The sequence below is a fragment of the Pontibacter mucosus genome (genome assembly GCF_003054055.1).
GTDB lineage: Bacteria > Bacteroidota > Bacteroidia > Cytophagales > Hymenobacteraceae > Pontibacter > Pontibacter mucosus.
The window spans coordinates 299,114-323,207 of sequence record NZ_QBKI01000005.1 but is presented as its reverse complement, the minus strand read 5'-3'; the positions used below and the strand labels follow the sequence as shown (position 1 = coordinate 323,207).

Below are 24,094 nucleotides of genomic sequence, written 5' to 3'. Positions count from 1 at the left end.
ACGGTATCAGTTTGTATAACTTAACCGAAAGGAGATATTATGCCAAGAGGAGATAAATCAGCCTATACTGACAAGCAGAAGCGCAAGGCAGAGCATATAGAAGAGGGCTACCAAAAGAAAGGTGTGAGCCAGGAAGAGGCTGAAAAGCGCGCCTGGGCCACCGTGAACAAGCAGGACGGCGGAGGCAAAAAGAGCGGATCGGGCAGAAAGAACCACCCAGGTAGCTAAGCCAAAGTATAAAGTAAAAAAAGAGAGGGCCAGGATGATACTTCCTGGCCCTCTCTTTTTTATGGATAATTATTAGTGTGATCCGTTGGGTTGGTGTAGTCCGGGTCTATCGCGGCCGGTGTGTCGCGCAGCACGCGGTTGTGGGAGTAGGGCCGCTGCCCTGCACCAGGCCTTGACCTTTTGCTGTGGCTATAGCCTTTCCTGTTGTTGCGCTTGCTCATGGCAGCCCAGGCCACCCCTGCCAATGCCACGGCTCCGGCCACGGCCAGCACGGTTGGCACCGGGTTGCTGACAGCCGGCGGCACCGACACCACGCCATACTCATCCACCACGGCGGGCTCGTGCACGTAGCGCCCATGCTTGGGCACGGCCACCAGCCAGAAATCCTGCACCAGGCGCTTGAGCTGCTGGCGCAGTTCCTCGCCGGTCATAGGCAAGCCATGGCCGGTCGCGGCAATTTCCGGATCCAGGTCGCAGAGGGCCTCCACGGAATGATGGGCGGAGCCCCAGTCGGGGGTAAAGTAAGCGGGCGGGCCGTGCACCTCACGTTTCTGCATAATCACAGCCAGGCCCGACTCTCCATGGCGGGTCACAAAAGCGTCTCCGGCAAGCAAGAGGCGGTCCTCCTCCCGGAAAAGGGACACGTGCCCCGGTGTGTGGCCGGGCGTATAGATCCAGTGCCACCCTTCCAGCCCCGGCACGGTGCCATCTTTGGGCAGCAGCTCCAGGTGGCTTTTAATGTCTATCGGCTTTTTAGGGTAAGCAAACGACAGGTAGGCCATGGCGCCGCCACCCACACTTGGGTCTGGTGGCGGATAGCTGCTCTGGCCGGTCAGGTACGGAAACTCCATGGGATGAGCGTAGACGGGAACAGCCCAGAGTTCGGCAAGCTCCTTTACAGCCCCCACGTGGTCGAAGTGGCCATGGGTGAGCACAATGGCGCTGGGCCGGCTGTCAGGGCCAAAGGTCTGGGCGGCGGCTTCCCTTATCTTGTTGGCGCTGCCGGGAATGCCCGCATCCACCAGCACCCACGAGCCATCGGGGTTCGCCACAAAGTATAAGTTTACCATTACAGTCTTGAGGCCCCAAACTCGGGGGGCAACAGGGAAGGTGTGTCTTTTAGGAGTAGCGTGTTGCGCTGATGTTGCTGCCATAAGTTTGTTTCTTTTTTTGAGAATGAACCTGAACCTGTACTTACGAAACATCTGCCCCGAAAGCTGCCAAAATTGGTGCATTACCTATTTTTGTGGCTCTGCCCCATGAGGGCACGTTTTTTGTGCCGGTAAAGTAGCCGCCCGCAAAATTTGCTTTGCTATTTGCGGGTTTGCAGGAATTATTTAATTTAAGGAAAAGTTTACTTACTGATATGGTTAATTTATTCGTACCCCCAAGCTATATGGCCGTTTACGCAAAGTGCGTGGATGCGTCGTTGCCAGCCTTTGAGCCGGAGGAGTGGATTGAGGAAGGAAAGGTTTACCCGGTGAAGCACTTCACGGAGCCCCTTAACACGGGCGACGGGTTTGCAGTTACGATCATGGACGAGGATGGGGTAGAAATTCATCCTTCGACATCACACTGGAGTTTTGCTTCCTCTCGCTTTGAGCTGTTTACACTTCACCTGAACTAGACCAAAATTCTGAAACTTACGTTTAACTATAAAGGCTGCCTCGCGCAGCCTTTTTTTTAACTTAATTTAGTTGGATAGTGTAGCAGAGGAGACTTTTACCCATGAGTGCCGAAGAATTTAACGAGTTGCCGCCGCACCTGCAGGCAACCCTGGCCCTTGACCACGGCCACTACATACATCACCGTATCAAAGGCTGGTGCAAAATAGACCTCTACTGGCTTTATGATTTTTATGTGGAGCTCTGGTTTCTCTACGACCTGAAGAGCATTGGCTTGGTGCGTGCCCTCACCAGCAACCGCCAGCTGGAGCCTTACCTAGAAACCATCAAGCTAAAGCTCAAACCCCAGAAGAAAGACAGGGACTGAAAGGGCTGCAGTTGATGCGTTTCAGGGTACCTTTTCTGAGAACCTACCCTCATACTATATGAGGGAGTGCATGCTCCTGAGCTTTTGCCCCAGGTTTATACTTTACAATTGGCTTAAGTGCCATACTTCCAAACTCTTTAGTGGCCACCCTTCGCCACTGTTGGCACGCTTGCGCCAGACCGGCAGGTGTTTATACTTTAATGCCGACCGCATAACCTGGCGTTTCCTCCAATACATCTATTCCTCCCTTCACCAAAGCTGCAAAATCCCTATCTTTGGGTATGAGCAGAAACCTACTTTTAATAAGCACCTCTACCACGTATGGCACCGGTTACCTGGAGCATGCGCAGGAGGAGATAAAAGCCCTGCTACAGGGTAAGAGCAGCATTTTATTTATACCTTATGCCCGCCCGGGCGGCATCTCACACCAGGATTATACGGCCAAGGCGCGCGAGCCTTTCGAGAAATGGGGCATCAGCCTGAGCGGTGTGCATGAGTACGATGACCCGGTGAAAGCGGTAAAAGAGGCCGAGGCCGTGTTTATCGGCGGGGGCAACACGTTTGTGCTGCTGCGCCAGCTGTACCAGAACAAGCTGGTAGACGCGCTTCAGGAGCGTGCTGCGAAGGGGATGCCGTACATCGGCACCAGCGCCGGCACCAACGTGGCCGGCAGGACCATCGGCACCACTAACGACATGCCCATCGTGCACGTGAAGACCTTTGATGCGCTGCAACTGGTGCCCTTTAACATCAACCCACACTTCCTGGACCCGGACCCCAACTCCACGCACATGGGCGAAACCCGCGACACCCGCATTGCCGAGTTTCATCACCACAACCGCCAGCCGGTGGTGGGGCTGCGTGAGGGAAGCATGCTGCGCGTGCAGGGGGATAAAATGCAGTTGCTCGGGCCGCATTCGGCACGCGTGTTCCTGCAAAGCGAGAAGCCGATGGAGTTTAAGCCAACCGACGACCTGAACTTCCTGCTGGACGTGTACTAAACGTATAAAGCCCGGATGCTGAACTGCACCGGGCTTTATACGTTCACCTGAAATGGAAAAAGGCGCCCCTTGCGGTAGCGCCCTCTTCGTTCTCAACTTTAGCCAAATTTATACTTAGTTGCTCGCGCGCTTCTCGTCAAGGCGTTTGAGCAGCATTTTCGTAAAGTCCCGCTCGCCACGGTATAACTTTATCAGTTGCTTGTTGGAAATGATTTTGAGGTACTTGTAGGCGTACTCTCTCTCCAGTTCCAGTTCTTTCTCCTTGGTCAGGAACATGTTGTCGATGCGGGCCTTGGCCTCCTGCTCGCTCAGCGCGTCTACGTCCTGTCGGTAGCCGCTGCGGTAACCTCTAATCAGGGTGCGGCGCTTCTGCTCATACTCGTTATAGAGGGGCCAGAACTTTTGGGATTGCTCTGCGGTCAGCTCCATTTTGTCCGTGAGGAAGGCAATTTTGGCTGCCTCTACGTTCTCTGTGCGGCTGTCCTGTGCATTAGCGGCAACGCTACCCAGCATCAGCATAAAGCTGAAAAATAAAAATAAGGTATAACGCTTCATGGGTGAATTAGTAGTCAAGGGTATTCAGGTTATAGTACTCCAGTTCCGCTTCGGCGGTCTGGGCGCTTATGTTTAATACATCAGCCGGCAGATCCTGCTCCCGCAGGGTGTTCAGCTCAACAAAGTCCGTTGTCTCCAGTGTAGCGTAGGTGCTCAGGTAATTCATAATCTCAGTGTCCGGAACGGCGGCCAGGTTTACCAGCACCTTGTCCTGCCCGTTAAAGGCGCTGTAGTAATACACGCCCACAAACACCAGCAGCAACAGCAACAGCGGAGCCATGGCCAGGCGCAGCGGCTGCCAGAGGTTGGGCAGCCAGCCTGCTTTTTCCCGGGCGGCGGTGCGCTCCATCACCTGCATCGGCAGCCGGTCGAAGTAGCCTTCCGGTACCTGGTAGGGGTTGCGCTTGGGAATGTCGCTGAGCTTAAAATCTTTCTTCATCATAGTCAACTCTAAACGTTAGATGGGGTACACTGCCAATAGTTTAATCCTGCTTCAGAAATTCTTCAATCTTTTTTACCGCGATGTGGTACGAGGCCTTTAAGGCGCCCACCGAGGTACCCAGTATCTCCGACATTTCCTCGTACTTCAGCTCATCAAAGTACTTCATGTTAAACACCAGGCGCTGTTTCTCGGGCAGGCGCAGGATGGCCTTCTGCAGTTTTTTCTGCACTTCGTCGCCGGCCAGCTCGGGGCTGGACTCCACCTTCTCCATCAGTTCAGCGGTAACGTCGTTGAGGGGCAGAAAGAATTTCCTTTTTTTACTCGACAGGAAAGAAAGGCACTCGTTGGTGGCAATACGGTAGATCCAGGTATAAAGCTGTGCATCCTGGCGGAAGTTATCCAGGTTCTTCCATACTTTTACAAACACTTCCTGTGTTAGGTCATCGGCATCGTCGTGGTCGATCACCATCTTGCGGATGTGCCAGTACACTTTTTCCTGGTACTTGCGCACAAGCTGGTTAAAGGCCATGTTACGGCTCTCGGGCCGGGCGAATTTCTCGAGTAACTCTTTGTCTTCCAAAGGAACGTCCAGGTAATCAGGGGTAGCGGGCTCAGGGGTATACTCCGCCTGAGGAAAGAGCAAGTATACAAAAAAGAGCGGGAGATACCGCCGTACCTCCCGCTCTAATTATGCGCTTTTGTATAGGATCTGTTTACTTTCTGCTGATGGCACGCTCGGCGGCGGCCACAATGTTGCCTTCCGTCAAACCATACTTTTCCATCAACTCCTCCGGGGTACCAGACTCGCCAAAGGTATCGTCCACGGCCACGTACTCCTGCGGTGCAGGGTGTGCCGTTGCCAGCACCTGGGCGATGCTGTCGCCGAGGCCGCCGAGACGGTTGTGCTCCTCTGCCGTTACCACGCAGCGGGTCTTGGCCACGGAGGCCAGCACCGCCTCCACATCCAGCGGCTTGATAGTATGGATGTTGATGATCTCCGCAGAGATGCCTTTCTCGGCCAGGGTTTTGCCGGCAAGTATGGCTTTCCAAACCAGGTGGCCGGTGGCGAAGATGCTCACGTCGGTGCCCTCGTTGAGCATCACGGCCTTGCCAATCTCAAATTTCTGGTCGGCAGGGGTGAATATAGGCACCACAGGGCGGCCAAAGCGCAGGTATACCGGGCCATCATAATCGGCAATGGCGATGGTGGCCGCCTTGGTCTGGTTGTAGTCGCAAGGGTTTATCACCGTCATGCCGGGCAGCATTTTCATCATCCCGATGTCTTCCAGGATCTGGTGCGTAGCACCGTCCTCGCCCAGCGTAAGGCCCGCGTGGGAGGCGCATATTTTCACGTTCTTGCCCGAGTAGGCCACAGACTGGCGGATCTGGTCATACACGCGGCCGGTGGCAAAGTTGGCAAACGTGGCAGCGAAAGGAATTTTACCGCCGATCGTCATACCTGCGGCCAGGCCAATCATGTTCGCCTCGGCGATGCCTACCTGGAAGAAACGCTCCGGAAACTCTTTCTGGAAAGCGTTCATCTTCAGCGAGCCGGTCAGGTCGGCGCACAGGCCTACCACGTTCGGGTTCTGGCGGCCCAATTCCAACAGGCCATCGCCGAAGCCGGAACGCGTGTCTTTTTTCTCTGTATAAGTATACTCTTTCATCTGTATGTTTTTTCTTAAAGCTGATCAGGAGGCGGCTTTATACTTCCAGCTTGCCCCGCTTTATCGGTTAAAAATTCTTACTGTCGTCGTCGCCCCGGACCGGATGGTAAAATCCTGCACAAAGGTAAACTTGCTCGACTGGGCCGATTTCATCCGGTACACCAGTTTATACTTGCCCGGCTGCAGGGGCATGGTTAATTTGCTGTTCTCCTCCGGCAGATTGCACACCCAGCGCTGGGCGCCGCTCTCGTGCAGCTCGTACACGCTGCCGTAGCCCTGCACCTGCGAGGGGATGGCCAGCTGCCCCGGCGGCGGAATGGTGATCGTGTTTGTCTCGCCCTGCTTCACCTCCACGTTGCGGAGCATGATGCGCGGCACGGTCAGGATCTCCAAATCATACTTGCCGGTCAGGTACCTGTGGCGCTCGCCGAAGCTTTGCACATGCAGCGTTTTGTCCGATCCGGCCTGCCGCACAATGGTGTTGAGCAACCTGTAGGGCGATGGGCCATCCTGGCGCAAGTATAACTCACCCTGCGGCGCCTTTACCCGGATAACGTTGTTCCTGCCCGGCTGCATCTTCAGGTTCGACTCTACCACAGGTGGCGTGGTGTACACCACCAGGTGATAGGGCAGGAGCGCGTCCACGTCCAGCACATCGGTTTTGCCGTTGGCATCCAGGTAGTGCACGTAATCATACTCTGCCTCGCCGGTCATGGCGTTCACAAAGGTCATGTTCACGCCAGTCTCGCGCGGGCGGTTCTGCTCGTCAAGCAGCTCCACGCTCACCGTGGTCTGACTCAGCGTCTGCGTCACGATCTCGCTCAGCACCCGCTCAAAGGTCTTGATATCGGCGGCGTTGAAGTACTGCCCGATGCAGTCGAGTTGCTGCTCCTGCTGCGGCTCTATGCCGATGCCAATCACGAAGGGACGCAGGAAAATACGCTTTTTCTGCAGAGCCTCCGAGGTAGCACAAGGGTCGCCGCCGCAGGACTCCAGCCCGTCCGTAATCAGGATGACCACGTTGCGTGAGCGGTCCTCCGGAAAATCGCCCGCTGCCTGCTGCAGCGAGTAAGTAATGGGGGTGTTGCCCCGCGGCACAATTGCGTCCAGCTTCTTTTTGATAGCCGTGGCGTTATCCTCCCCGAAAGGCACTTCCAGTTTCGTGTCCTTGCAGTCGTTGCGCTCGCGCCCGAACTGGTGGCCGTAGGCCCTCAGCGCCACCTCCACGTTATCGTAACGGTCGAGCGAGTCCACCAGATGGCTGAGCAGGTTTTTAGCTACCGTCATGCGGTCGCTGTTTTCCCACTTGGCCATCATACTGCCCGAAGCATCGAGCAAAAAGAGGATACGCGTTTTGGGCTGCGGCTTTTTCTCCTGGGCAAAAGCGCCTCCCGTTGCTGAAAGTATCAGCAATACAAAGATGGCGGCTATACTTTTGCTCCAGCGTAGCATGCGCGTAAGACCAGTTGAGGGGCGGCGAACCAGGTGCTAACGTCTAGCTTAGTAGTCGGAAGCTTGCTCTACGGCCAGTTGCTGCAGGGCTATCTCCAGCTGCTCGTCGTTAGGGGCCACGCCGTGCCATTTGTGCGAACCCATCATAAAGTCCACGCCAAAGCCCATCTCGGTGTTCATCAGGATGAGCACCGGTTTGCCTTTGCCGGTAGCGGCCTTGGCATCGTCCAGGGCGGGCAGCAGTAGCTCAAAGTTGTTGCCGTCGGCCTCCAGCACGTGCCAGCCGAAAGCCTCGAACTTGGCGCGCAAATCACCCAGGCTCATCACCTCGTCGGTAGAGCCGTCGATCTGCTGGCCGTTCTTATCCACGGTGGCGATGATGTTGTCTACTTTGTGGTGGGCGGCATACATGGCAGCTTCCCAGATCTGGCCTTCTTCCAGCTCTCCGTCACCCATCAGCACGTATACCAGGCTGTCATCGTTATTCAGTTTCTTGGCCTGCGCGGCGCCGAGGGCCGCCGATAAGCCCTGTCCCAGCGAGCCGGAGGCAATCCGGATGCCCGGAAGTCCCTCGTGCGTGGTAGGGTGGCCCTGCAGCCTGGAGTTCAGTTTACGGAAGGTAGCAAGCTCTTTCACGTCGAAGAAGCCGGCGCGGGCCAGCACGCTATACCATACCGGCGAAATGTGGCCGTTAGACAGGAAGAACAGGTCCTCGCCTTTGCCTTCCATGGTAAAATCGGTGCTATAGTTCATCACCTTAAAGTATAGCGACACGAAATAATCGGTGCAGCCGAGCGAGCCGCCGGGGTGGCCGGAGTTAACGGCATGTACCATGCGCACAATATCGCGGCGCACCTGTGCGGCCTTTTGCTTCAGCTCTTCGATGCTTAGGTTATGTGGATTCACGTTCGATTAAATGTTGGTTCTTAAATGATTTATTGTGGCGTGGCCGGGCAGTCCATACTTTTATACTTTACAGGATGTACCGGGCGCAGCCTTGGTTTATACTTTGCAGAAGCCATACTTCTACAAGTGGTCAAATATAACAAAAAAACGCAGCTGCGAAAGGGAGCGGCTGCGTTTTCTGTTTTTACTTTACTATCTGGGCGGCGTGCTCTTTGGTTTTTACTTTGGTGATGATGTCCTGGATGGTGCCGTTTTCATCAATCACGAAGGTATAGCGCATGGTGCCCATGTACTTGCGCCCGTACATCGACTTCTCCTGCCACACGCCGTATTGCTCCACAATTTTCTTGTCGGTGTCGGCGATGAGCGTGAAAGGCAATTCATACTTGCTGATGAAGTTTTGGTGCGATTTTTCGCTGTCTGTACTTACCCCAATCACCTCGTAGCCTTTTTGCTGCAAGTCGTTGTAGTTGTCGCGCAGGTTGCAGGCCTGGGCGGTGCAGCCGCTGGTGTTGTCCTTGGGGTAGAAGTATAAAATCACCTTTTTGCCGCGGTAGTCGCTCAGCTTTACGGTGTTGCCGTTCTGGTCTTTCCCTTCAAATTCAGGAGCCTTGTCTCCGATGTTCAGTTGCATAGTTTTTTTACGTATTAAGTAGCACGTATCACGTAGCACGACTCTGGACATCAGACTTTGTGACAAAGGACAAAAGAGCTGCATAACGTGGGCTTACCAATTATCCCTTGTCTATGAGTCAAGTATCATAGTCGTGTTACGTGATACGTGTGTCGTGATTCGGGTTTTAAAATTTAAATAGTCGTTTTATACACCGCCTCGTTGCCGGCGTTATCTTTTACCTTCAGCACTACCTCCCCGGACAAAGGTACATTTTTATCCAGCTTCTCAGACCAGATGGTGGCTTGCTTGTGCTCATACTTCATCAGGAGCCATTGGCCGTTGACCCAGGCATTGTAGGAGTTCAGGCCCGACAAATCGTCTGAGATCTTAAAGCTGATGCCCTTGCTGCTCTTGCTCAGGAGCCGGATGGTGGGGGCTTTAGTATCCTCCATCACTTTAAATTTGCCCATGTTGCGGGTCGTGAAGGTGATGGTATTGCCCTCCCACTTGCCGCCGGTAAAGCCACGGCCACGGCCGGTGCCCAGGAAGTATACAGCTGCCTTGCTCTTGTCCAGCCCGGTGGTGTCAGCTTTCAACGTCACCTTAATGGCCTTGTGCAGCGGCGTGAAATAATCGCCGATAGTATAGACGCCGTTTTCCAGGCTGGTCTGCAAGTATAGCGTGTCGTAGAGCGACTGCTTGTCGAAGCTCAGCTGCAGGTACTCGTTGCGGTGCTGGAAATCCTGTGCCGGCGGCACCATCTGCTCCAGCCCAAAGCTGGTCTTCAGCCCGCAGAAGCGCATGGAGTCGGGCAGGCCAGCGCGCAGGTCGTAAAGGCTTACCGACACAGAATTGCGCACATAGCTTGGCACCAACATCAGATCCTGGCCTCCCACAAACAGCTCGATGTTCTGCGGAGTGCTGCTGGTGTCGGCAGCACTTATTTTTAGTACATTGCCGATGATCTCGTAGCCGCTGATGGCCGGTTTCTTCACGGTGGCAGACTTGGTTTGCGTGAAGGTCGGCTTCTGTCCCTTCAGCACAAAGCTCAAGGTGGAGGCGTTGTTATACGAGTCGCGGGCCACCAGCTTTACCTGGTACACCTGGTCGGGCTGAACCCGTAGGCGGCCGTCCTGGTCGTTGGTCTGGTAGAGTGGCAGGTCGTTACCGTGGTCCACAAAAGCTTTCTGGAACGTGCTGCCTCTTTTGCGGTACTGGTTATAGTTAATGTGCTGCGACACCTGCCGCGACAGCTCAAACGGTACCCGGTCGATGTAGTGCGTGTACACTTGCTCCCCGTTCACAAACAGCGTGACCTCCTGCGTGCCGTTCTTGTTCGTGGCGCCGTCCAGGCGGTCGATGGTCTGCAGCTCCAGCCCCACCAGGCCGTGGGCGTATACCGTGTCGGGCAGCGTATAATTGCTGCCCACCTTCGTGGTGCGCAGCTCGGCCCTGCTAAATTCGTTGTTCACGCGGGCGTGGATGTTGAGCGGCGAGATGCCTATACTATAAATATCTGGCGGGGTGGTGTCGATCACCTCCTTGAAAGTATAGCGCAGCGGGTTGTAGAGGCGGTCCTCTTTGTCGCGGATCTCAAAGTGCAGGTGCGGGCCACCCGAGCCCCCGGTATTGCCGGAAAGGCCAATCACGTCGCCGCGCTTTACCGGAAACTGCCCCGGCTCCGGGAAAAGCTCCAGCTCAAAGGTCTGCCGCTCATACTGCTTCTGCAGCATGTGGTCGGCCAAAGGCTTGTAAAACGACTGCAGGTGGGCGTAGGTAGTCACCAGCCCGTTGGGGTGCGTCACGTAGATGATGTTGCCATAGCCATAGGTCGATTGCTTCACCCGCGAGATGTACCCGTCGGCAGCGGCATATACGTTCAGCCCTTCCCGCTGGTCGGTCTTGATATCGAGGCCGCCGTGGAAGTGGTTCGAGCGTATCTCACCCATCGTGCCAGACAGGTAATTGCGCTCTCCCGGCTTTATCGGGAAAAGGAAATAATCTGCCGGGGCAGGCATAGGGGGCTCTGCCGGCATCTGCGCCATCGCGCCACAGGTGGTAAAGAGTGCAAGTAGGGCTGTGGCGAATTGCTTTTTACTTAACTTCAAAGTCGAGGAGTTTCTTGTCTTCAACATATCCTTCCAGCCTGTCTCCAATTTTTACCGGGCCTACGCCCTCTGGTGTTCCTGTAAATATAACGTCGCCCTTTTTCAGGGTGATGAATTTTGAAATATAGGCGATGATGTCGTCAAAGGAGTTCATCATCATTTTTGAGTTGCCTTGCTGCCGGGTCTCGCCGTTCACGTCCAGCCTGAAGTTGATGTTCTGCAGGTCCGTAAACTCGGTCAGCGGCAGAAACTCGGAAATAGGGGCAGAGCCATTAAAACCCTTGGCCAACGTCCACGGCAGGCCCTTGGCCTTGGCTTTGGCCTGCAGGTCGCGGGCCGTGAAGTCTATGCCCAGGCCAATGGCATCGTAGTACTTGTGGGCAAACTTGGGGTCGATGTTCTTGCCCTCGCGGCTGATGCGCAGGATCAGTTCCACCTCATGGTGCACATCGTTGGTATACTCCGGGTAATAAAAAGGCTCGTTGTTCCGAAGCACGGCCGTGTCTGGCTTAAAAAAAATCACGGGCTCATCGGGCACTTCGTTTTTGAGTTCGGCAATATGATCGGCGTAGTTTCTGCCGATGGCTACTATCTTCATGTAAAGGGTGTTTTCAGTTCTCTTTTCAAAAATAGGACTTAAAACGGAGAGCCCCAGCAAAATCGGTAAAATAATTCTGCCACCTGCAGCACCGCAATCGAGCTCTTTATACTTGCTTCAGCCTGTGTTTGATATAAACCACAGAAGCTTGCAGTGGTACAACTTTTGAGCGCAGCGCAGCCGTATAACCGTCTGTAAACTGAGCTCTAAAACCCTGACTATGCAGGCTTAGAACGCTTGTAGCGGTGTTTTAAGTATAGGTTTATGCTAATAAGTTCATATAATTGCGTGGAATTTCCGGAAATTTGGTTCAAAATTTGACACCGGTTTCTGAAAGCCACTAAATCATTAAAGACGATGTATAAGAAAATTATTGCATTTACAATGGCAGTGACCATGCTGGTCGCATGTACCACGGTGCCAATCACGGGTCGCCGGCAGTTCAGCCTGGTGTCGGATGCGGCCATGCAGCAGCAGAGCTATGCTGCCTACAAACAGGTGATTAGTGAAAGTAAGCTCTCGCGCGACGCCCAGGCAACTGCCATGGTCAAGCGCGTGGGGCAGCGCGTGCAGCGGGCTGTGGAACAGTACATGGCGGCCAATGGCCTGCAGAATGAGCTGGCTGGCTTTGAGTGGGAGTTTAACCTGATTGAGGATGACCAGATAAACGCCTGGGCGATGCCTGGCGGAAAGACTGCCGTTTACACTGGTATACTTCCGGTAGCCAAGAACGAGACCGGCCTAGCCGTGGTGATGGGCCATGAGATTGCCCACGCCATTGCTAAGCACGGCAACGAGCGCATGAGCCAGCAACTGGCCCAGCAATTCGGTGGCCAGACGCTTTCTGCCCTGGCAGGCTCGCAGCCAGGTGTAGCGCAGAACCTGGTGCTCTCGCTTTACGGCGTGGGCTCGCAACTGGGGCTGCTCAAGTATGGTCGTACGCAGGAATCCGAGGCCGACCGGCTGGGCTTAATTTTTATGGCGATGGCTGGATATAATCCAGAAGAAGCTGTATCTTTCTGGCAAAGGATGGAAGCTGCAAGCGGCGGACAAGCCCCGCCGGAGTTCCTGTCTACACACCCGAGCGCCGGAACCAGACAGGCAGACCTGAAAAAGTACATGCCGGAGGCGCTCCAGTACTACAAGCGCTAACAAACCTTACTTCATGACCACAGCCAAAAGAAATCTCACCCTAAACAAAGGCGGGTTATTATACCTGCTGTTATTTCTGCTGCTGGCCTCCCAGGCCTGCTCCACCCGTGAGTTTATTCAGGAGGAGAACCCGGAGGGCGAAGCGGAGGTAGAGGCGGAAATTCCGTATGATGGGGTGCTTTTGGCGCAGGTGGTTTTTGATACGGTGGATTACATTGTTCCCTCTGAGCAGCTCATGCAGCCCTTCATCAAAGAGTTTGGCGATGGAACGGTCGTGGACAGGGTGATGATCCGGAAGGTGCAGGAGACCAAGGACGACGAGCCCGCTTATTACCTGGTGGGCCTGGGTATGCAGAACGGTGCTTACAGAAGTATGGCCCTGCAGCTGGACCTTGCCGCCGATAACAGTTTATACTTAAGCAGCAAGGGCTCCCGGCATATCTGCAGGTCCTCTATCGGATGCGGGTTTTGCTACTTCACCTTCTCGGGCAATCAGATTACCGGTTGCGAGTGCTCCTCGCGGGCACCCGGCAACAACTGTGAGCACCGCTACTCGGAGGGGAATACCCTGCTGAAAGATAACCCAAGGCTTCGCTCTAACCGCGAGCAGGAGGACAAGAAGAGACGGAACTAACACGTATAAAAACAAAGGCGGCCGCTAAAGTATAGCGGCCGCCTCTTTTTTATACTTGCTCGGTTTTTATACTTGTTAATTTACCTGCATGCCGCGCAACCGGATGCGCGTGAGAATCTTCTTGGTATAAAGCGGAAACTCGCTCTTCATCATCCAGTCGTAGTAGCTGGGCTCCTTTTGCAGCACTTCCTCCACCGGCACATTCTTATACTTGCCAAAGTTGAAGACCTCCTGCCCGGCGTTGTTGTACACAATGCGGCCCGAGAGGTCAGCGGTTTTCTGGAAGGTGAACTTGTGCAGCGCGGCCATGTCGTTCTGCACCGGGTACTCTGTTGCGCCCTCTGCTGTCTCGTACGGCTCGTTCTCGTAGCGCTCCAGCTGTGCCTTTAAAATCTCGTAGGTAGCTACCGTGTCGGCCTCGGCGCTGTGGGCGTTGTCAAGCGACTTGTTGCAGTAGAACTTATAAGCTGCTGACAGGGTACGTTGCTCCATCTGGTGGAAGATGCGGCAGGCGTCCACGATGTTGCGGTTCTCGATGTCGAAATCGATGTCGCAGCGCAGAAACTCCTCAGCCAGCAGCGGAATATCGAAGCGCAGGATGTTGTAGCCGCCCAGGTCGCAGCCCTCCAGAAACTTGTCCAGATCGCGGGCAATTTGCTTGAACGTAGGACAGTCGGCCACATCCTCGTCGTAGATCTTGTGGATCAGGCTCGACTCCAGCGGAATCGGGATGGTGGGGTTGATGCGACGTGTCTTGAGGAATTCCTCGCCGTTGGGGGTCACTTTCAGAACACTCAGTTCCACGATGCGGTCTTTGCCGATGTCGGTGCCGGTGGTTTCCAGGTCAAAGAAAACGATCGGGCGCTTCAGGTGTAGTTTCATACGTTGCTAAGCTTTCAGAACCGCCTGTGTCAGCGCCTCCAGGTTGATGTTGTTATAGGTGCCCGAGCTCATGAGCAGCAGGTTAGCGTTCTGCCAGTTTTGCGCCAGCAGGTGCTGCTCCAGTGCCTGGGAGTCGGTGTATACTTTCAGGTTCGGGTTCTGGAAGGCCTCTTTCAACTCCTGCTCGGTGAGCATTTCCATGCGCTTGTGCTCAATGGTTTTCGGGCTGAAGTACACGATCGGCTCGTCGGCCAGGTTCAGCGCACCGGCATACTGCGGGATAAATTTCTTGTTCAGGCTGCTGAAGGTATGGAGCTCCAGCACCGCCACCAGCTTGCGCTCCGGGAACTGCTTTTTCACCGCCTCCGTGCTGGCCTTCACCTTAGAAGGAGCATGGGCAAAGTCGCGGTAGATATTGGAAGTTGGGGTTTCCCCCAGTTTCTGCAGGCGCTTGGCGGCTCCTTTAAAGGTTCTCATAGCGGCATAGAAATCTTGTGCCTTCACCCCAATCTTCTTGCACACCTCCTTGGCAGCGTTCAGGTTGCGCAGGTTGTGCTCGCCGAAGAGCTGCACTTCCACGTCGCCCTCTTTCTTGGTATGCAGGATGGTTTTGCCGTTGCGGATGCTATGCTCGTGCACGCCGTAGCCAATGTAGGAGATGTCGGCCGGGTTGCGTGGTACGCTCACCAGCTGCACCTGCTCGTCGTCCTGGTTGTAGATCAGCGTGCCGGCTTTCGGTGTCATTTCGGCAAAGATGCGGAACTGGTCGCGGTAAAGATCTGGGTCGGGGAACACGTTGATGTGGTCCCAGCTGATGCCTGTGATGACAGCGATGTGGTGGTGGTAGAGGTGGAACTTCGGCACCCGCTTAACAGGGTCCGATAGGTACTCATCCCCCTCGATGATAATCACCGGGGCGTCGTCGGAGAGTTTTACCATGCGGTCGAAGCCCTCCAGTTGCGCGCCCACAGCATAATCGAACTTGCGCCCGATGTGCTGCAGCACGTGCATGATCATGGAAGTGGTGGTGGTTTTTCCGTGGCTGCCGCCAATCACCACGCGCTGCTTGTCGCGGCTCTGCTCGTAGATAAATTCCGGGAAGGAGTAGATGGGAAGGTTCAGTTCCTGCGCCCGCTTCAGCTCGGGGTTATCGGCCCGGGCGTGCATGCCCAGTATCACGGCATCGGGTCGGGCGTCCAGTTTCTCTGGAAACCAGCCTTCCTGCTCCGGCAGCAGGCCTGCAGCGGCCAGCCGGCTTTTGGCCGGTTCATAGATTTCGTCGTCCGAACCCGTCACCTTCAGGCCCTTATCGTGCAGGGCCAGGGCCAGGTTATGCATAATGCTACCGCCAACGGCGATAAGGTGTATGTGCTGAAAATCCTTCTTCTCCATGTGCAACAAAGTTTACTCAATCAGACAAAGTTAGAAGTACTCCTTAGAAATAAAATAGCTATACGTTAATATGTGGATACTTTGTGGATATGTGTATATTCATGTGGATAAGCTGTGTACATACGCTTTTGGCATTGTTGAAAGCCGGGTGGGCAACTTTTAACAACATTTTTCAGGTGCAGCTTATATAAGGATATATCTTTGTGCTTATGGAGGAGATGAAAATGAATGTGCGGCCTGCGGGCAACCGCAACGGATGGCAGAAAAAAGCCCCGCTTGTGTCGGAGCTGGGCAAGAAGCCGCCGCAGGCCCTTGACTTGGAAGAGGCCGTGTTAGGCGCTCTGATGCTGGAGAAAGACGCCCTGACTACGGTTATCGACATTTTGCGACCGCAAAGTTTTTACAAGGAGTCGCACCAGCGGATTTTCAAGGCCATCCTTTCTCTTTTCGATAAGTCGGAGCCGATCGATATTCTGACGGTGACGCAGGAACTGCGGGAGCACGGCGAGCTGGAACTGGCCGGCGGCGCCTACTACATCGCGCAGCTAACCACCCGCGTGAACTCGGCGGCCAACATCGAGTACCACGCCCGTATCATTACCGAGAACTCGATTAAGCGCGATCTGATTTCGATTTCCTCCGAGGTGCTCACCAGTGCCTATGAGGACACCACAGACGTATTTGAGCTGCTCGACAAGACCGAGGCCAAGCTCTACGAAGTATCGGAATCGAACATCCGCAAGAACTTCGACGACATGCGCTCGCTCATGCACCAGGCCATCAAGGAACTGGAGGAGAAGCGGAAGCAGTCGGACGGCCTGACCGGTGTGCCAACTGGGCTTACGGCGCTGGACCGCGTAACGTCTGGCTGGCAGAAATCTGACCTGGTTATACTCGCGGCCCGTCCGGCGATGGGTAAAACGGCCTTCGTGCTTTCAGTGATGCGAAACGCTGCCGTGGACTTTGGCAAGGGCGTAGCGATCTTCTCCCTGGAGATGTCCTCGCTGCAGCTGGTGAATCGTTTAATCTCGTCGGAGGCGGAGCTGGAGTCAGAGAAGATCAAGAAGGGCAGCCTGGAGGAATATGAGTGGGCACAGCTTAACCATAAAATTGCCAAGCTTACCGAGGCGCCAATTTACATTGACGATACGCCGGGCCTTTCGATCCGGGAGCTGCGCACCAAGTGCCGCCGCCTCAAGGCACAGTACGACATCCAGATGATCATCATTGACTACCTGCAGCTGATGAGCGGCAACGCAGACGGCAAGGGTGGTGGTAACCGTGAGCAGGAGATTGCCTCGATTTCGCGTGCCCTGAAAATGCTGGCCAAGGAACTCAACGTGCCCGTGATTGCACTCTCGCAGCTGAGCCGTGCCGTGGAAACCCGTGGTGGCGACAAGCGCCCGCAGCTGTCCGACCTTCGTGAATCCGGTTCGATTGAGCAGGACGCCGACATGGTGTGCTTCCTGTACCGTCCCGAGTACTATGGCATCACCGAGGACGAGATGGGCAACCCGACAGCCGGCGTGGGAGAAGTTATCATCGCCAAGCACCGTAACGGTTCTTTGGAGAACGTGCAGTTGAAATTTATCGGAAAGTATACTAAGTTTACCAACCTCGACAGCGATTTCGGGGGCGACAGCATGGGCGGTTTCAACGCTCTGCCTAACAGCACCTTCGATACCGAGACGCCAGGCGCTATCCGTTTAGGCAGTCGTATGAACGAGGGTGGCGGTGGCTTCCCGGCCTCCAACTTTGACGAGGAACCACCGTTTTAAGCAGATAAGTATACTTCTGTAATGTATGTGTAGGCAACGAGCAGAAGTATAAAAAGTATAGCCAAAGGTAGATTAGCCGCTGCGCCGAAAGCCAGTGGCTTTTCTGTTTTTAGGTTGGTTATTTCCTGAAATGGCGCAATTATTCAGGCTCGTGTCTTTCAAGCCATACTTTATACTTTGGCTATACTTCATAATTCGGCTATAATTCTTTACTGCTAATTTATACTTTGGCCATACTTTTATACTTGAGTTTATACTTCCCTTAGCCGTTGCTTCCTTCCATTTGAACCAAGCTATCCTTACTAGCTTCCGTTCATCCTCTAGTTCGCACAAACCTAACGTTGCAACTCTGGCTTTGGCTCCCTCAAGGCCGGGAGGCCTCGTCCTCGGGCATCGCGCGGTGTACATTTCCTGCCCTCGTGCCTCGGGCTGCCTCACTTCGTTCGTCACCAGAAATCTACAAGGCGCTCAACCCAAGGACTGGGAAGCAGGTCGATAGCTACTGCTATTACTGTCATCTCGACCTTCGAGAGAGATCTCTTTAGGATTCCAGATAGCTCTCTCACTACGTTCGAGATGACATAGTGAGTAGTAAGTACAAACTGTCCCCTTGAAGGGACCATAGGGGTGTTAATCGTTAACCGATAATTCCCCTCCGCGGAGGGGCTGGGGTGGGTATATACTTGTAGGGACAGGTCGCGACCTGTCCGTGCGAGAACTGTAGCTATAGAACTTATACTTTAGCCAAAGTAATCACAGACTCCCCGCCTTAGACTACCGAGAACGGGAGTTCGAAGGTAGCGAGCGCAGCTCTGAGGGGTTAGGGGGTGGTTGGACCCGGCACAGCATAACCCGGCTGCATCAAATCACACCTCCATTAAACATCCCCCTCTTGCTTCCCCAAAGTATAAATCACCCGCTGCAGAAGCCCTTTTGGAATGGCGTTTGTGCAGTTGTTAAAAGTATAAACCAAGGCATTTTTTTAACATCCTAAATTCTACTTAACTTAAGCCCCTCATTTGTTACCTTTGCAAGAATGAAAGTAGGTATAATCTTCGGTGGTCCGTCGCGCGAGCGTGAAATTTCGTTTGCGGGTGGCCGTACAGTGTACGACAATTTAGACAAGTCTCTGTTTGAGGCCGTTCCGGTGTTTGTAGACAGCCTGGGCAACTTCATTCTGCTCGACTGGCAGTTTATCTACAAAGGCACTATCCGCGACTTCTACCCGCCAGTGGAGGCTCTGCCGGAAAGCGAGCACGGCTTGCAGATTTACCTGGAGTCGCTGGGCGAGCTGAGCATAGAAGAGCAGGACCGCATTATAGCTAAAGCAGGCAAGCGTTTGCAGCCGAATGAGTTCAAGAACCATTTCGACTTCGCGTTTCTGACACTGCACGGCCCTTACGGCGAGGACGGCAGCATCCAGGGCTTACTGGAGTGGTACCACATCCCGTATTCGGGCTCTGGTATACTTCCGTCGGCAATCGGGATTGACAAGATAGCGCAGAAGGAAATGCTCAAGCAGCACGGCTTCCCGACCCCGGATTACAGGATTATCAAGTATGCTGACTGGAGCGATAAGCAGAACCGCCGCCAGATTTTTGAGGAGGTAAAAACGGCGCTGCACCTGCCGCTGGTGCTGAAGGCGCCGCATCAGGGCTCTTCCATCGGGGTATCCATCATCAAAGAAGATAATTTTGATGCCTTTGAGGCCAGTGTAGAGCGTAGCTTCTTTACCAAGACCATTTACAAGAGCCAGTGGCTGGCCATGGGCGAAGAGAAGCAGCTGATGAGCATGAAGCAACTGGTGGATATCCGCGAGGGCATCGGCATGCCGGTGGTGCTGGAGGATGGCCAGATTATCTACCACCCCGAGGAGCTTTTCAACCACATCAACCATACGTTTAATACTACTGCCACCGACAGCATCACGCTGACGAACGTGGAGCACGAGCAGCAGATTCTGGTAGAGGCCTTTATCCAGGGCAGGGAATTCTCCTGCATTGTGGTGCAGGACGAACAGGGCGAACCGATTGCCTTGCCGCCAACCGAAATTGTGAAGGGCAGTGAGGTGTTCGACTACCGTTCCAAGTACCTGCCAGGCCTGAGCCGCAAGATTACGCCGATAAACCTGCCAACTGAGCAGATCCAAAGTATACGCAAGGCGACAAGCAAACTTTTTAAAGACTTCGGCTTTAACGTGTATGCCCGCCTGGATGGCTTTATTACCGAAGAGGGCAATATCTTCCTGAATGACCCGAACACCACCTCGGGCATGCTGCCTTCGTCGTTCTTCTTCCACCAGGCAGCGGAAATAGGCCTGAACCCGTCGCAGTTCCTGACCTATATTATCCGCACCTCGCTTGCTGAGCGCCTGAAAACCGGCAAGGACACGGTAAGGCTATCGCGTCTCTTACAGCAGCTGGATAAAAGTATAAAAGACGAGCAGGCGCACCGCCAGGAGAAAATCCGCGTGGGCGTGATCATGGGCGGTTACTCGTCGGAGCGCCACATTTCTGTGGAGAGCGGACGCAATATTTACGAGAAGCTGTCGTCTTCTGTAAAGTATGAGCCACTGCCCATCTTCCTGACCGGAAGCAACGAGGCACACCGCCTGTACTCGATTCCGATCAACATCATGCTCAAGGACAACGCCGACGACATCAAGGAGAAGGTGTTATACTTTGAGCAGGGCGGAAAGCCGCATCCGGTGCTGGCCCAGATCATTGAGGAAGCCTCCAGTATAACGAAAAAGTATACAGGCCGCAGCCTGCAGGAGCCGCAGAGCATCACGTACGAGCAGCTCAAGAACCTGGTGGATGTGGTGTTCATCGCCCTGCACGGTCGTCCGGGTGAGGATGGGGCGCTGCAGCAGGAGCTGGAGAAGCTGTACATCCCGTACAACGGATCCGGAATTCGCTCTTCGCAGATCACCATCAACAAGTATGAAACGAACGAGATCCTGGGCAGGCACGGGGTGCCGGTAGCCAAGCACGCCATGGCCTGGAAAGAGGACTGGCTGCAGGACAAGGAGGCTTTTTACCAAAGTATAGAGGCGCAGTTTCCGTATCCGATTATCGCCAAGCCGGCCGACGATGGCTGTAGCTCTGCCGTGAAAAAGATCAAGAACCGGCAGGAGCTGGAGGCGTTCACGACGCTGATTTTCCGGGAGATGGAGGAGCTGGATACCGAGTGTGCCCGCACACTGTCGCTGGGCTTTAAAGAGGAGTTCCCGAACAAGGTGGGCTTCCTGGTGGAAACGCTCATCAGCCGTAACGGCGCCAAGCACTTCCTGGAGATCACCGGCGGTTTGCTGACCAAGTATAACCCGGACGGTACCGTTGGCTACGAGGTATTTGAGGCGTCTGAGGCGCTGGCAGAAGGAGAGGTGCTCTCGCTGGAGGAGAAGTTTTTGGCCGGAGAAGGGCAGAACATCACGCCCGCCCGCTACGCTGCCGACCCGGAGCGCCGCCAGAAGATTTCCGATAAAGTGAAGGAAGACCTCAGGCGCGTGGCACAGATTCTGAACATTGAAGGTTATGCCCGTATCGACGCTTTCGTGCGCGTGCTGGAAAACGACGAGGTGGAGACAATCATCATCGAGGTGAACTCCCTGCCGGGCATGACGCCGGCCACCTGCATCTTCCACCAGACCGCCATCAACGGTTACAAGCCTTACGACTTCATCGACCGCATCCTGCAGTACGGCATGGAGCGCACCAAAATGAAAGCGGAAATTTAGAATTAGAGAGTTAAAGAGTTTGGGAGTTAGAGCGTTAAGAAATTCCAATAACCAATAACTAACAACCAACAACCAACATACGCATGTTTAAAGCGAAGTCATTTCTGGGTGTTATAATGCATCTACTTATTATGGGCGTTATTGTGGCGGCCCTGATTTTAGGTTTCTTTTACTTTTACCTGCCCTCTACCACCAACCATGGCGAGAGCATTTCGGTGCCTAAGATAACCGGTTTGCAGCTGGCCGATGCGGAGGCGGTGCTGGAGGAGCAGAGTCTGCGCTACTTCATCAACGACTCCACGTACCGGCCGGACCAGAAGCCTTTCGAGGTGCTGACGCAGGACCCGGCGCCGGGGCAGAAGGTGAAGGAAAACCGCAAGATCTACATCTCGGTGAACATGAAAAACCCGCCGATGATCAAGATGCCGAAGCTCATTGACGGCTCTGTGAAGAACGCCGAGCTCATCCTGAAAAGCTACGATTTGCGCAAGGGCAAGATTACGTTTGTGCCGGACCTGCAGCAGAATGCCGTGCTAAAGCAGTTTGTGGATGGCAAGGAGGTGAAGCCCGGGGAGATGATCCCGAAAGGTTCTGTGGTGGACCTGCATGTGGGCGATGGCCTGGGCGAGACAGAGTTTGAGATGCCAAAGGTAGTAGGTATGCCGGTGGATGAAGCCTCTGTGCTCTTAGTAGGGCAGGGGCTGCAGATTGGCAACATTTTCTACGTGCAGGGCTCAGGTGAGCCGGACGGCACAGTGGTGAAGCAGCGTCCGTACGCCGAGGTGGGCGCCAGAATCCGCGTAGGGGAGCTGGTGGACCTGTGGGTAGCTGGCCAGGAGCCGGTGCAGGGAATAGATTAAGCCCGGGCAAAGTATAAAATCAAAGTATAAATAGGAACGCTTGCCAGCCATGGCAGGCGTTTTTTGTTGCCGTCCCTGCAGTGTGTGTGTGTTCCTTTCCCCGGCCCCTGCTGATGGAATTAGCGGCATTTCGAAAGTATAAATACCGGTCCAAGATGCCTGAAATTTCACCCCAGCCACTGTCGTTCTAGCTTGCGGGCAACCTTTAGGTTTGCATGGAAGTAGCGGAAATGCTACCTTTTGCTTTAAATTTATACCTCGGATGAAAAAACAGCTGGCACTTATACTTCTTTCCTTCGGAATGGCCGCTACAGGCGCCTCTGCGCAGGTAGTGCTGCAGCCTTTGCAGCAGGAAGTACGCCCGACGCAGAAGTATAAACCTGCACCAGCGCAACAGCAGTTGCGACGGGCAGCAGAGCAAAGCTTACCCTTTTTCGACGATTTTGCCCGCTACGATAGCCTGGATATGTCGCTGTGGAGCAGCGGCGGCGTTTTCATCAACAACCGCTACGCGCTGCGCCCCATCACTAAAAACGTAGCTTCCTTGGATGGGCTAGATACCCGTGGACGAGCCTATGCCCCTAACTCCCTGGCGGCGGGTCCTTCCGATACTCTGGCTTCTGCGCCTATTCTTTTAGGCAACCTCACACCAGCCGACTCGGTGTACCTGAGCTTTTACTGGCAGTCGGGCGGCTTGGGCGATGTGCCGGACCGCACCGAGGACAACCAGCGCTACCTGGTACTGGAGTTTCTGGATAACACGGAAGTATGGCAGGAAGTATGGCGCCAGCCGGCGGTGGGGGAGGTGACCGATTTTGCCCAGGTGTTTGTAGGGCTGCGGGAGGCACGCTTTTTTCACAGTGGCTTTAGGTTCCGGTTCCGCAACATGGGGCTGCGCAACGGCCTGGCCGATGTCTGGAACCTGGATTACGTGGAGTTGGACCGAAACCGGCGCAAAGGCCAGAACACCACCCGCGACATCGCCATCAGCAAAAGTATAAGCAGGCTGCTGAAAAACTATACCGCCATGCCCGCCCGCCAATTCCTTGCAAACCCTGAGGGAGAACTGGCCGACACGGTACGGGCAACGCTTAACAACCTCGGCGACTTTCCGGGGGCTATCAGCTGGCGGGGCTACATCAAAAGTATAAATGCCACCGCTGCCGATACTTTTTTACGGGAACAGGCACTGGTGCCGGGCCTGGCCCGGCAATACCGGGTGAACGGCACGCCGCGGCTGGAGAACATGGCGCTGCCGCAAACCGACAGCTTCACGCTGGTCCACGGCATCTGGCTTGACACGAAAGAGCAAAACCCACAGCAGCGCGCCAACGACATCACCGAGCGTAGCACCACCTTCGCCGATTACTACGCCTATGACGACGGCACGGCAGAGGCCGGGTTCAGTTTTCTGGGCACCGCCAACACACAGGTGGCCCAGCGCTTCGACGTGAACCAGGCAGATCAGGTGCGGGCCTTCCGGGTATACTTTCCGCGGGTGGGGCAGGACATCTCCGGCACTGCAATCACCTTCCGGATTTGGAGCGATGACAACGGGCTGCCTGGCGAGTCGGTTTACCAGCAAAGCTTCCAGGTGCAGTACTCCGACTCCCTGAACGGGTTTTACGAAGTGGAGCTGACGCAGCCGGTACGGGTGCAAGGGAGCTTCTACATCGGCTGGACGCAGCCTGGCAGCCGCTACATCAACATCGGTTTCGACAGGAATGAGGATGCCGCAGGCCGCCGGTTTACCTATACCGCTTCCGGTGGATGGGCCGAGGAAACAACCTTTAAAGGAGCTATTATGATGCGCCCTGTGATGGTGGGAGAAGTGCCGCTGGGGCTGGAGGAGGACCGCTATAACGCCGTGATGCGCGTGTTTCCGAACCCAAGCCGGGGCGAGGTATACCTGAGCGAGCCTTATGAGCAGGTGCAGGTATTCGACATGCTGGGACGGCAGGTGCATCAGCAAACGTATAAAAACAGGCAGGAGCCGCTTGCCTTAGGGCAGTTGCCACCAGGGGTTTATACTTTGCGTATTCAGAATAGAAAAGCTATTATCACGAGAAAAATCATACTAACACATTAAACC

22 protein-coding genes are annotated in these 24,094 nt (G+C 54.6%); 10 read left to right on the top strand and 12 right to left on the bottom strand.

The annotated features are described in order from the left end of the window. The first annotated feature begins 39 nt into the window (after window positions 1–39). Window positions 40–228, top strand: coding sequence for a hypothetical protein (locus C8N40_RS11975; RefSeq protein ID WP_108211989.1), 189 nt, complete (start codon window positions 40–42; stop codon window positions 226–228). 59 nt (window positions 229–287) lie between these two features. On the opposite strand, the gene C8N40_RS11970 is transcribed toward C8N40_RS11975, so the two are convergent. Beyond that, window positions 288–1,382, bottom strand: a complete 1,095-nt coding sequence (locus C8N40_RS11970) for an MBL fold metallo-hydrolase (RefSeq protein WP_108212082.1) — start codon at window positions 1,380–1,382, stop codon at window positions 288–290. Between the two features lie 242 nt (window positions 1,383–1,624). On the opposite strand from C8N40_RS11970, the gene C8N40_RS11965 reads away from it, so the two are divergent. The 3 genes from C8N40_RS11965 (at window position 1,625) to pepE (ending at window position 3,221) form a co-directional block, all read left to right on the top strand. Next, window positions 1,625–1,855: a hypothetical protein gene (locus C8N40_RS11965; protein WP_245756114.1), complete on the top strand. Its 231-nt coding sequence runs from the start codon at window positions 1,625–1,627 to the stop codon at window positions 1,853–1,855. 101 nt (window positions 1,856–1,956) lie between these two features. Then, window positions 1,957–2,220, top strand: a complete 264-nt coding sequence (locus tag C8N40_RS11960; RefSeq protein WP_108211988.1) for a hypothetical protein — start codon at window positions 1,957–1,959, stop codon at window positions 2,218–2,220. Window positions 2,221–2,501: 281 nt separating this feature from the next. Then, window positions 2,502–3,221 (top strand): dipeptidase PepE, encoded by a 720-nt coding sequence (pepE, locus tag C8N40_RS11955; RefSeq protein ID WP_108211987.1) that lies wholly within the window; start codon window positions 2,502–2,504, stop codon window positions 3,219–3,221. Window positions 3,222–3,335: 114 nt separating this feature from the next. Here pepE and C8N40_RS11950 read toward each other — a convergent pair whose 3' ends face one another. From C8N40_RS11950 to C8N40_RS11910, 9 genes are all read right to left on the bottom strand, one after another. After that, window positions 3,336–3,794: a Spy/CpxP family protein refolding chaperone gene (locus C8N40_RS11950; protein WP_245905093.1), complete on the bottom strand. Its 459-nt coding sequence runs from the start codon at window positions 3,792–3,794 to the stop codon at window positions 3,336–3,338. Next, entirely contained in the window at window positions 3,784–4,218 is a 435-nt protein-coding gene (locus C8N40_RS11945) for a hypothetical protein (RefSeq protein WP_245905092.1), read from the bottom strand. Before C8N40_RS11945 ends, C8N40_RS11950 begins: the two co-directional genes overlap by 11 nt. Window positions 4,219–4,258: 40 nt before the next feature. Then, window positions 4,259–4,798, bottom strand: a complete 540-nt coding sequence (locus tag C8N40_RS11940; RefSeq protein ID WP_092100270.1) for an RNA polymerase sigma factor — start codon at window positions 4,796–4,798, stop codon at window positions 4,259–4,261. Window positions 4,799–4,931: 133 nt separating this feature from the next. Next, entirely contained in the window at window positions 4,932–5,885 is a 954-nt protein-coding gene (locus C8N40_RS11935; RefSeq protein ID WP_108211985.1) for a transketolase family protein, read from the bottom strand. Window positions 5,886–5,945: 60 nt separating this feature from the next. Then, window positions 5,946–7,337 carry a vWA domain-containing protein gene (locus tag C8N40_RS11930; RefSeq protein WP_108211984.1) on the bottom strand — a complete coding sequence of 464 codons (1,392 nt, stop codon included), beginning with the start codon at window positions 7,335–7,337 and terminating at the stop codon, window positions 5,946–5,948. A 48-nt stretch (window positions 7,338–7,385) separates the two neighbouring features. Continuing rightward, window positions 7,386–8,243, bottom strand: coding sequence for a transketolase (locus C8N40_RS11925; protein ID WP_108211983.1), 858 nt, complete (start codon window positions 8,241–8,243; stop codon window positions 7,386–7,388). Window positions 8,244–8,427: 184 nt separating this feature from the next. After that, window positions 8,428–8,877 (bottom strand): thioredoxin-dependent thiol peroxidase, encoded by a 450-nt coding sequence (gene bcp, locus C8N40_RS11920; protein ID WP_108211982.1) that lies wholly within the window; start codon window positions 8,875–8,877, stop codon window positions 8,428–8,430. A gap of 173 nt (window positions 8,878–9,050) precedes the next feature. Further along, the gene (locus tag C8N40_RS11915) at window positions 9,051–10,967 is read right to left on the bottom strand and encodes a M23 family metallopeptidase (RefSeq protein ID WP_245905091.1); all 1,917 of its coding nucleotides are present in this window, start codon (window positions 10,965–10,967) and stop codon (window positions 9,051–9,053) included. Next, window positions 10,954–11,565: a fumarylacetoacetate hydrolase family protein gene (locus C8N40_RS11910; protein ID WP_108211981.1), complete on the bottom strand. Its 612-nt coding sequence runs from the start codon at window positions 11,563–11,565 to the stop codon at window positions 10,954–10,956. Before C8N40_RS11910 ends, C8N40_RS11915 begins: the two co-directional genes overlap by 14 nt. A gap of 357 nt (window positions 11,566–11,922) precedes the next feature. On the opposite strand from C8N40_RS11910, the gene C8N40_RS11905 reads away from it, so the two are divergent. Both C8N40_RS11905 and C8N40_RS11900 read left to right on the top strand, forming a co-directional pair. Beyond that, window positions 11,923–12,717, top strand: coding sequence for a M48 family metallopeptidase (locus C8N40_RS11905; RefSeq protein ID WP_092099564.1), 795 nt, complete (start codon window positions 11,923–11,925; stop codon window positions 12,715–12,717). A gap of 13 nt (window positions 12,718–12,730) precedes the next feature. Continuing rightward, window positions 12,731–13,351 carry a hypothetical protein gene (locus tag C8N40_RS11900; protein WP_108211980.1) on the top strand — a complete coding sequence of 207 codons (621 nt, stop codon included), beginning with the start codon at window positions 12,731–12,733 and terminating at the stop codon, window positions 13,349–13,351. 75 nt (window positions 13,352–13,426) lie between these two features. On the opposite strand, the gene C8N40_RS11895 is transcribed toward C8N40_RS11900, so the two are convergent. Together C8N40_RS11895 and C8N40_RS11890 are read right to left on the bottom strand one after the other, a co-directional pair. After that, window positions 13,427–14,233 (bottom strand): 3'-5' exonuclease, encoded by an 807-nt coding sequence (locus tag C8N40_RS11895; protein WP_108211979.1) that lies wholly within the window; start codon window positions 14,231–14,233, stop codon window positions 13,427–13,429. 6 nt (window positions 14,234–14,239) lie between these two features. Further along, a complete protein-coding gene (locus tag C8N40_RS11890) occupies window positions 14,240–15,625 on the bottom strand; it encodes a UDP-N-acetylmuramate--L-alanine ligase (protein ID WP_108211978.1) in 1,386 nt (461 codons plus the stop codon). A gap of 209 nt (window positions 15,626–15,834) precedes the next feature. Here C8N40_RS11890 and dnaB point away from each other — a divergent pair, with 209 nt between their 5' ends. The 4 genes from dnaB (at window position 15,835) to C8N40_RS11870 (ending at window position 24,091) form a co-directional block, all read left to right on the top strand. Further along, window positions 15,835–17,403 carry a replicative DNA helicase gene (dnaB, locus tag C8N40_RS11885; RefSeq protein ID WP_108211977.1) on the top strand — a complete coding sequence of 523 codons (1,569 nt, stop codon included), beginning with the start codon at window positions 15,835–15,837 and terminating at the stop codon, window positions 17,401–17,403. 1,036 nt (window positions 17,404–18,439) lie between these two features. Continuing rightward, the gene (locus C8N40_RS11880; protein WP_108211976.1) at window positions 18,440–21,142 is read left to right on the top strand and encodes a D-alanine--D-alanine ligase family protein; all 2,703 of its coding nucleotides are present in this window, start codon (window positions 18,440–18,442) and stop codon (window positions 21,140–21,142) included. A 116-nt stretch (window positions 21,143–21,258) separates the two neighbouring features. Continuing rightward, window positions 21,259–22,002 (top strand): PASTA domain-containing protein, encoded by a 744-nt coding sequence (locus tag C8N40_RS11875; protein ID WP_245905090.1) that lies wholly within the window; start codon window positions 21,259–21,261, stop codon window positions 22,000–22,002. 262 nt (window positions 22,003–22,264) lie between these two features. Next, complete coding sequence (locus C8N40_RS11870) at window positions 22,265–24,091, top strand: T9SS type A sorting domain-containing protein (RefSeq protein WP_108211974.1); 1,827 nt, start codon at window positions 22,265–22,267, stop codon at window positions 24,089–24,091. The last annotated feature ends 3 nt before the right edge of the window (window positions 24,092–24,094 follow it).

Excerpts from the sequence above, each read along its gene's own strand:
- C8N40_RS11975 (WP_108211989.1), top strand. The coding sequence starts at position 40 with ATGCCAAGAGGAGATAAATCAGCCTATACTGACAAGCAGAAGCGCAAG.
- C8N40_RS11970 (WP_108212082.1), bottom strand. The coding sequence starts at position 1,382 with ATGGCAGCAACATCAGCGCAACACGCTACTCCTAAAAGACACACCTTC.
- C8N40_RS11965 (WP_245756114.1), top strand. The coding sequence starts at position 1,625 with ATGGCCGTTTACGCAAAGTGCGTGGATGCGTCGTTGCCAGCCTTTGAG.
- C8N40_RS11960 (WP_108211988.1), top strand. The coding sequence starts at position 1,957 with ATGAGTGCCGAAGAATTTAACGAGTTGCCGCCGCACCTGCAGGCAACC.
- pepE (WP_108211987.1), top strand. The coding sequence starts at position 2,502 with ATGAGCAGAAACCTACTTTTAATAAGCACCTCTACCACGTATGGCACC.
- C8N40_RS11945 (WP_245905092.1), bottom strand. The coding sequence starts at position 4,218 with ATGATGAAGAAAGATTTTAAGCTCAGCGACATTCCCAAGCGCAACCCC.
- C8N40_RS11935 (WP_108211985.1), bottom strand. The coding sequence starts at position 5,885 with ATGAAAGAGTATACTTATACAGAGAAAAAAGACACGCGTTCCGGCTTC.
- C8N40_RS11930 (WP_108211984.1), bottom strand. The coding sequence starts at position 7,337 with ATGCTACGCTGGAGCAAAAGTATAGCCGCCATCTTTGTATTGCTGATA.
- bcp (WP_108211982.1), bottom strand. The coding sequence starts at position 8,877 with ATGCAACTGAACATCGGAGACAAGGCTCCTGAATTTGAAGGGAAAGAC.
- C8N40_RS11910 (WP_108211981.1), bottom strand. The coding sequence starts at position 11,565 with ATGAAGATAGTAGCCATCGGCAGAAACTACGCCGATCATATTGCCGAA.
- C8N40_RS11905 (WP_092099564.1), top strand. The coding sequence starts at position 11,923 with ATGTATAAGAAAATTATTGCATTTACAATGGCAGTGACCATGCTGGTC.
- C8N40_RS11900 (WP_108211980.1), top strand. The coding sequence starts at position 12,731 with ATGACCACAGCCAAAAGAAATCTCACCCTAAACAAAGGCGGGTTATTA.
- C8N40_RS11895 (WP_108211979.1), bottom strand. The coding sequence starts at position 14,233 with ATGAAACTACACCTGAAGCGCCCGATCGTTTTCTTTGACCTGGAAACC.
- C8N40_RS11890 (WP_108211978.1), bottom strand. The coding sequence starts at position 15,625 with ATGGAGAAGAAGGATTTTCAGCACATACACCTTATCGCCGTTGGCGGT.
- dnaB (WP_108211977.1), top strand. The coding sequence starts at position 15,835 with ATGGAGGAGATGAAAATGAATGTGCGGCCTGCGGGCAACCGCAACGGA.
- C8N40_RS11880 (WP_108211976.1), top strand. The coding sequence starts at position 18,440 with ATGAAAGTAGGTATAATCTTCGGTGGTCCGTCGCGCGAGCGTGAAATT.
- C8N40_RS11875 (WP_245905090.1), top strand. The coding sequence starts at position 21,259 with ATGCATCTACTTATTATGGGCGTTATTGTGGCGGCCCTGATTTTAGGT.
- C8N40_RS11870 (WP_108211974.1), top strand. The coding sequence starts at position 22,265 with ATGAAAAAACAGCTGGCACTTATACTTCTTTCCTTCGGAATGGCCGCT.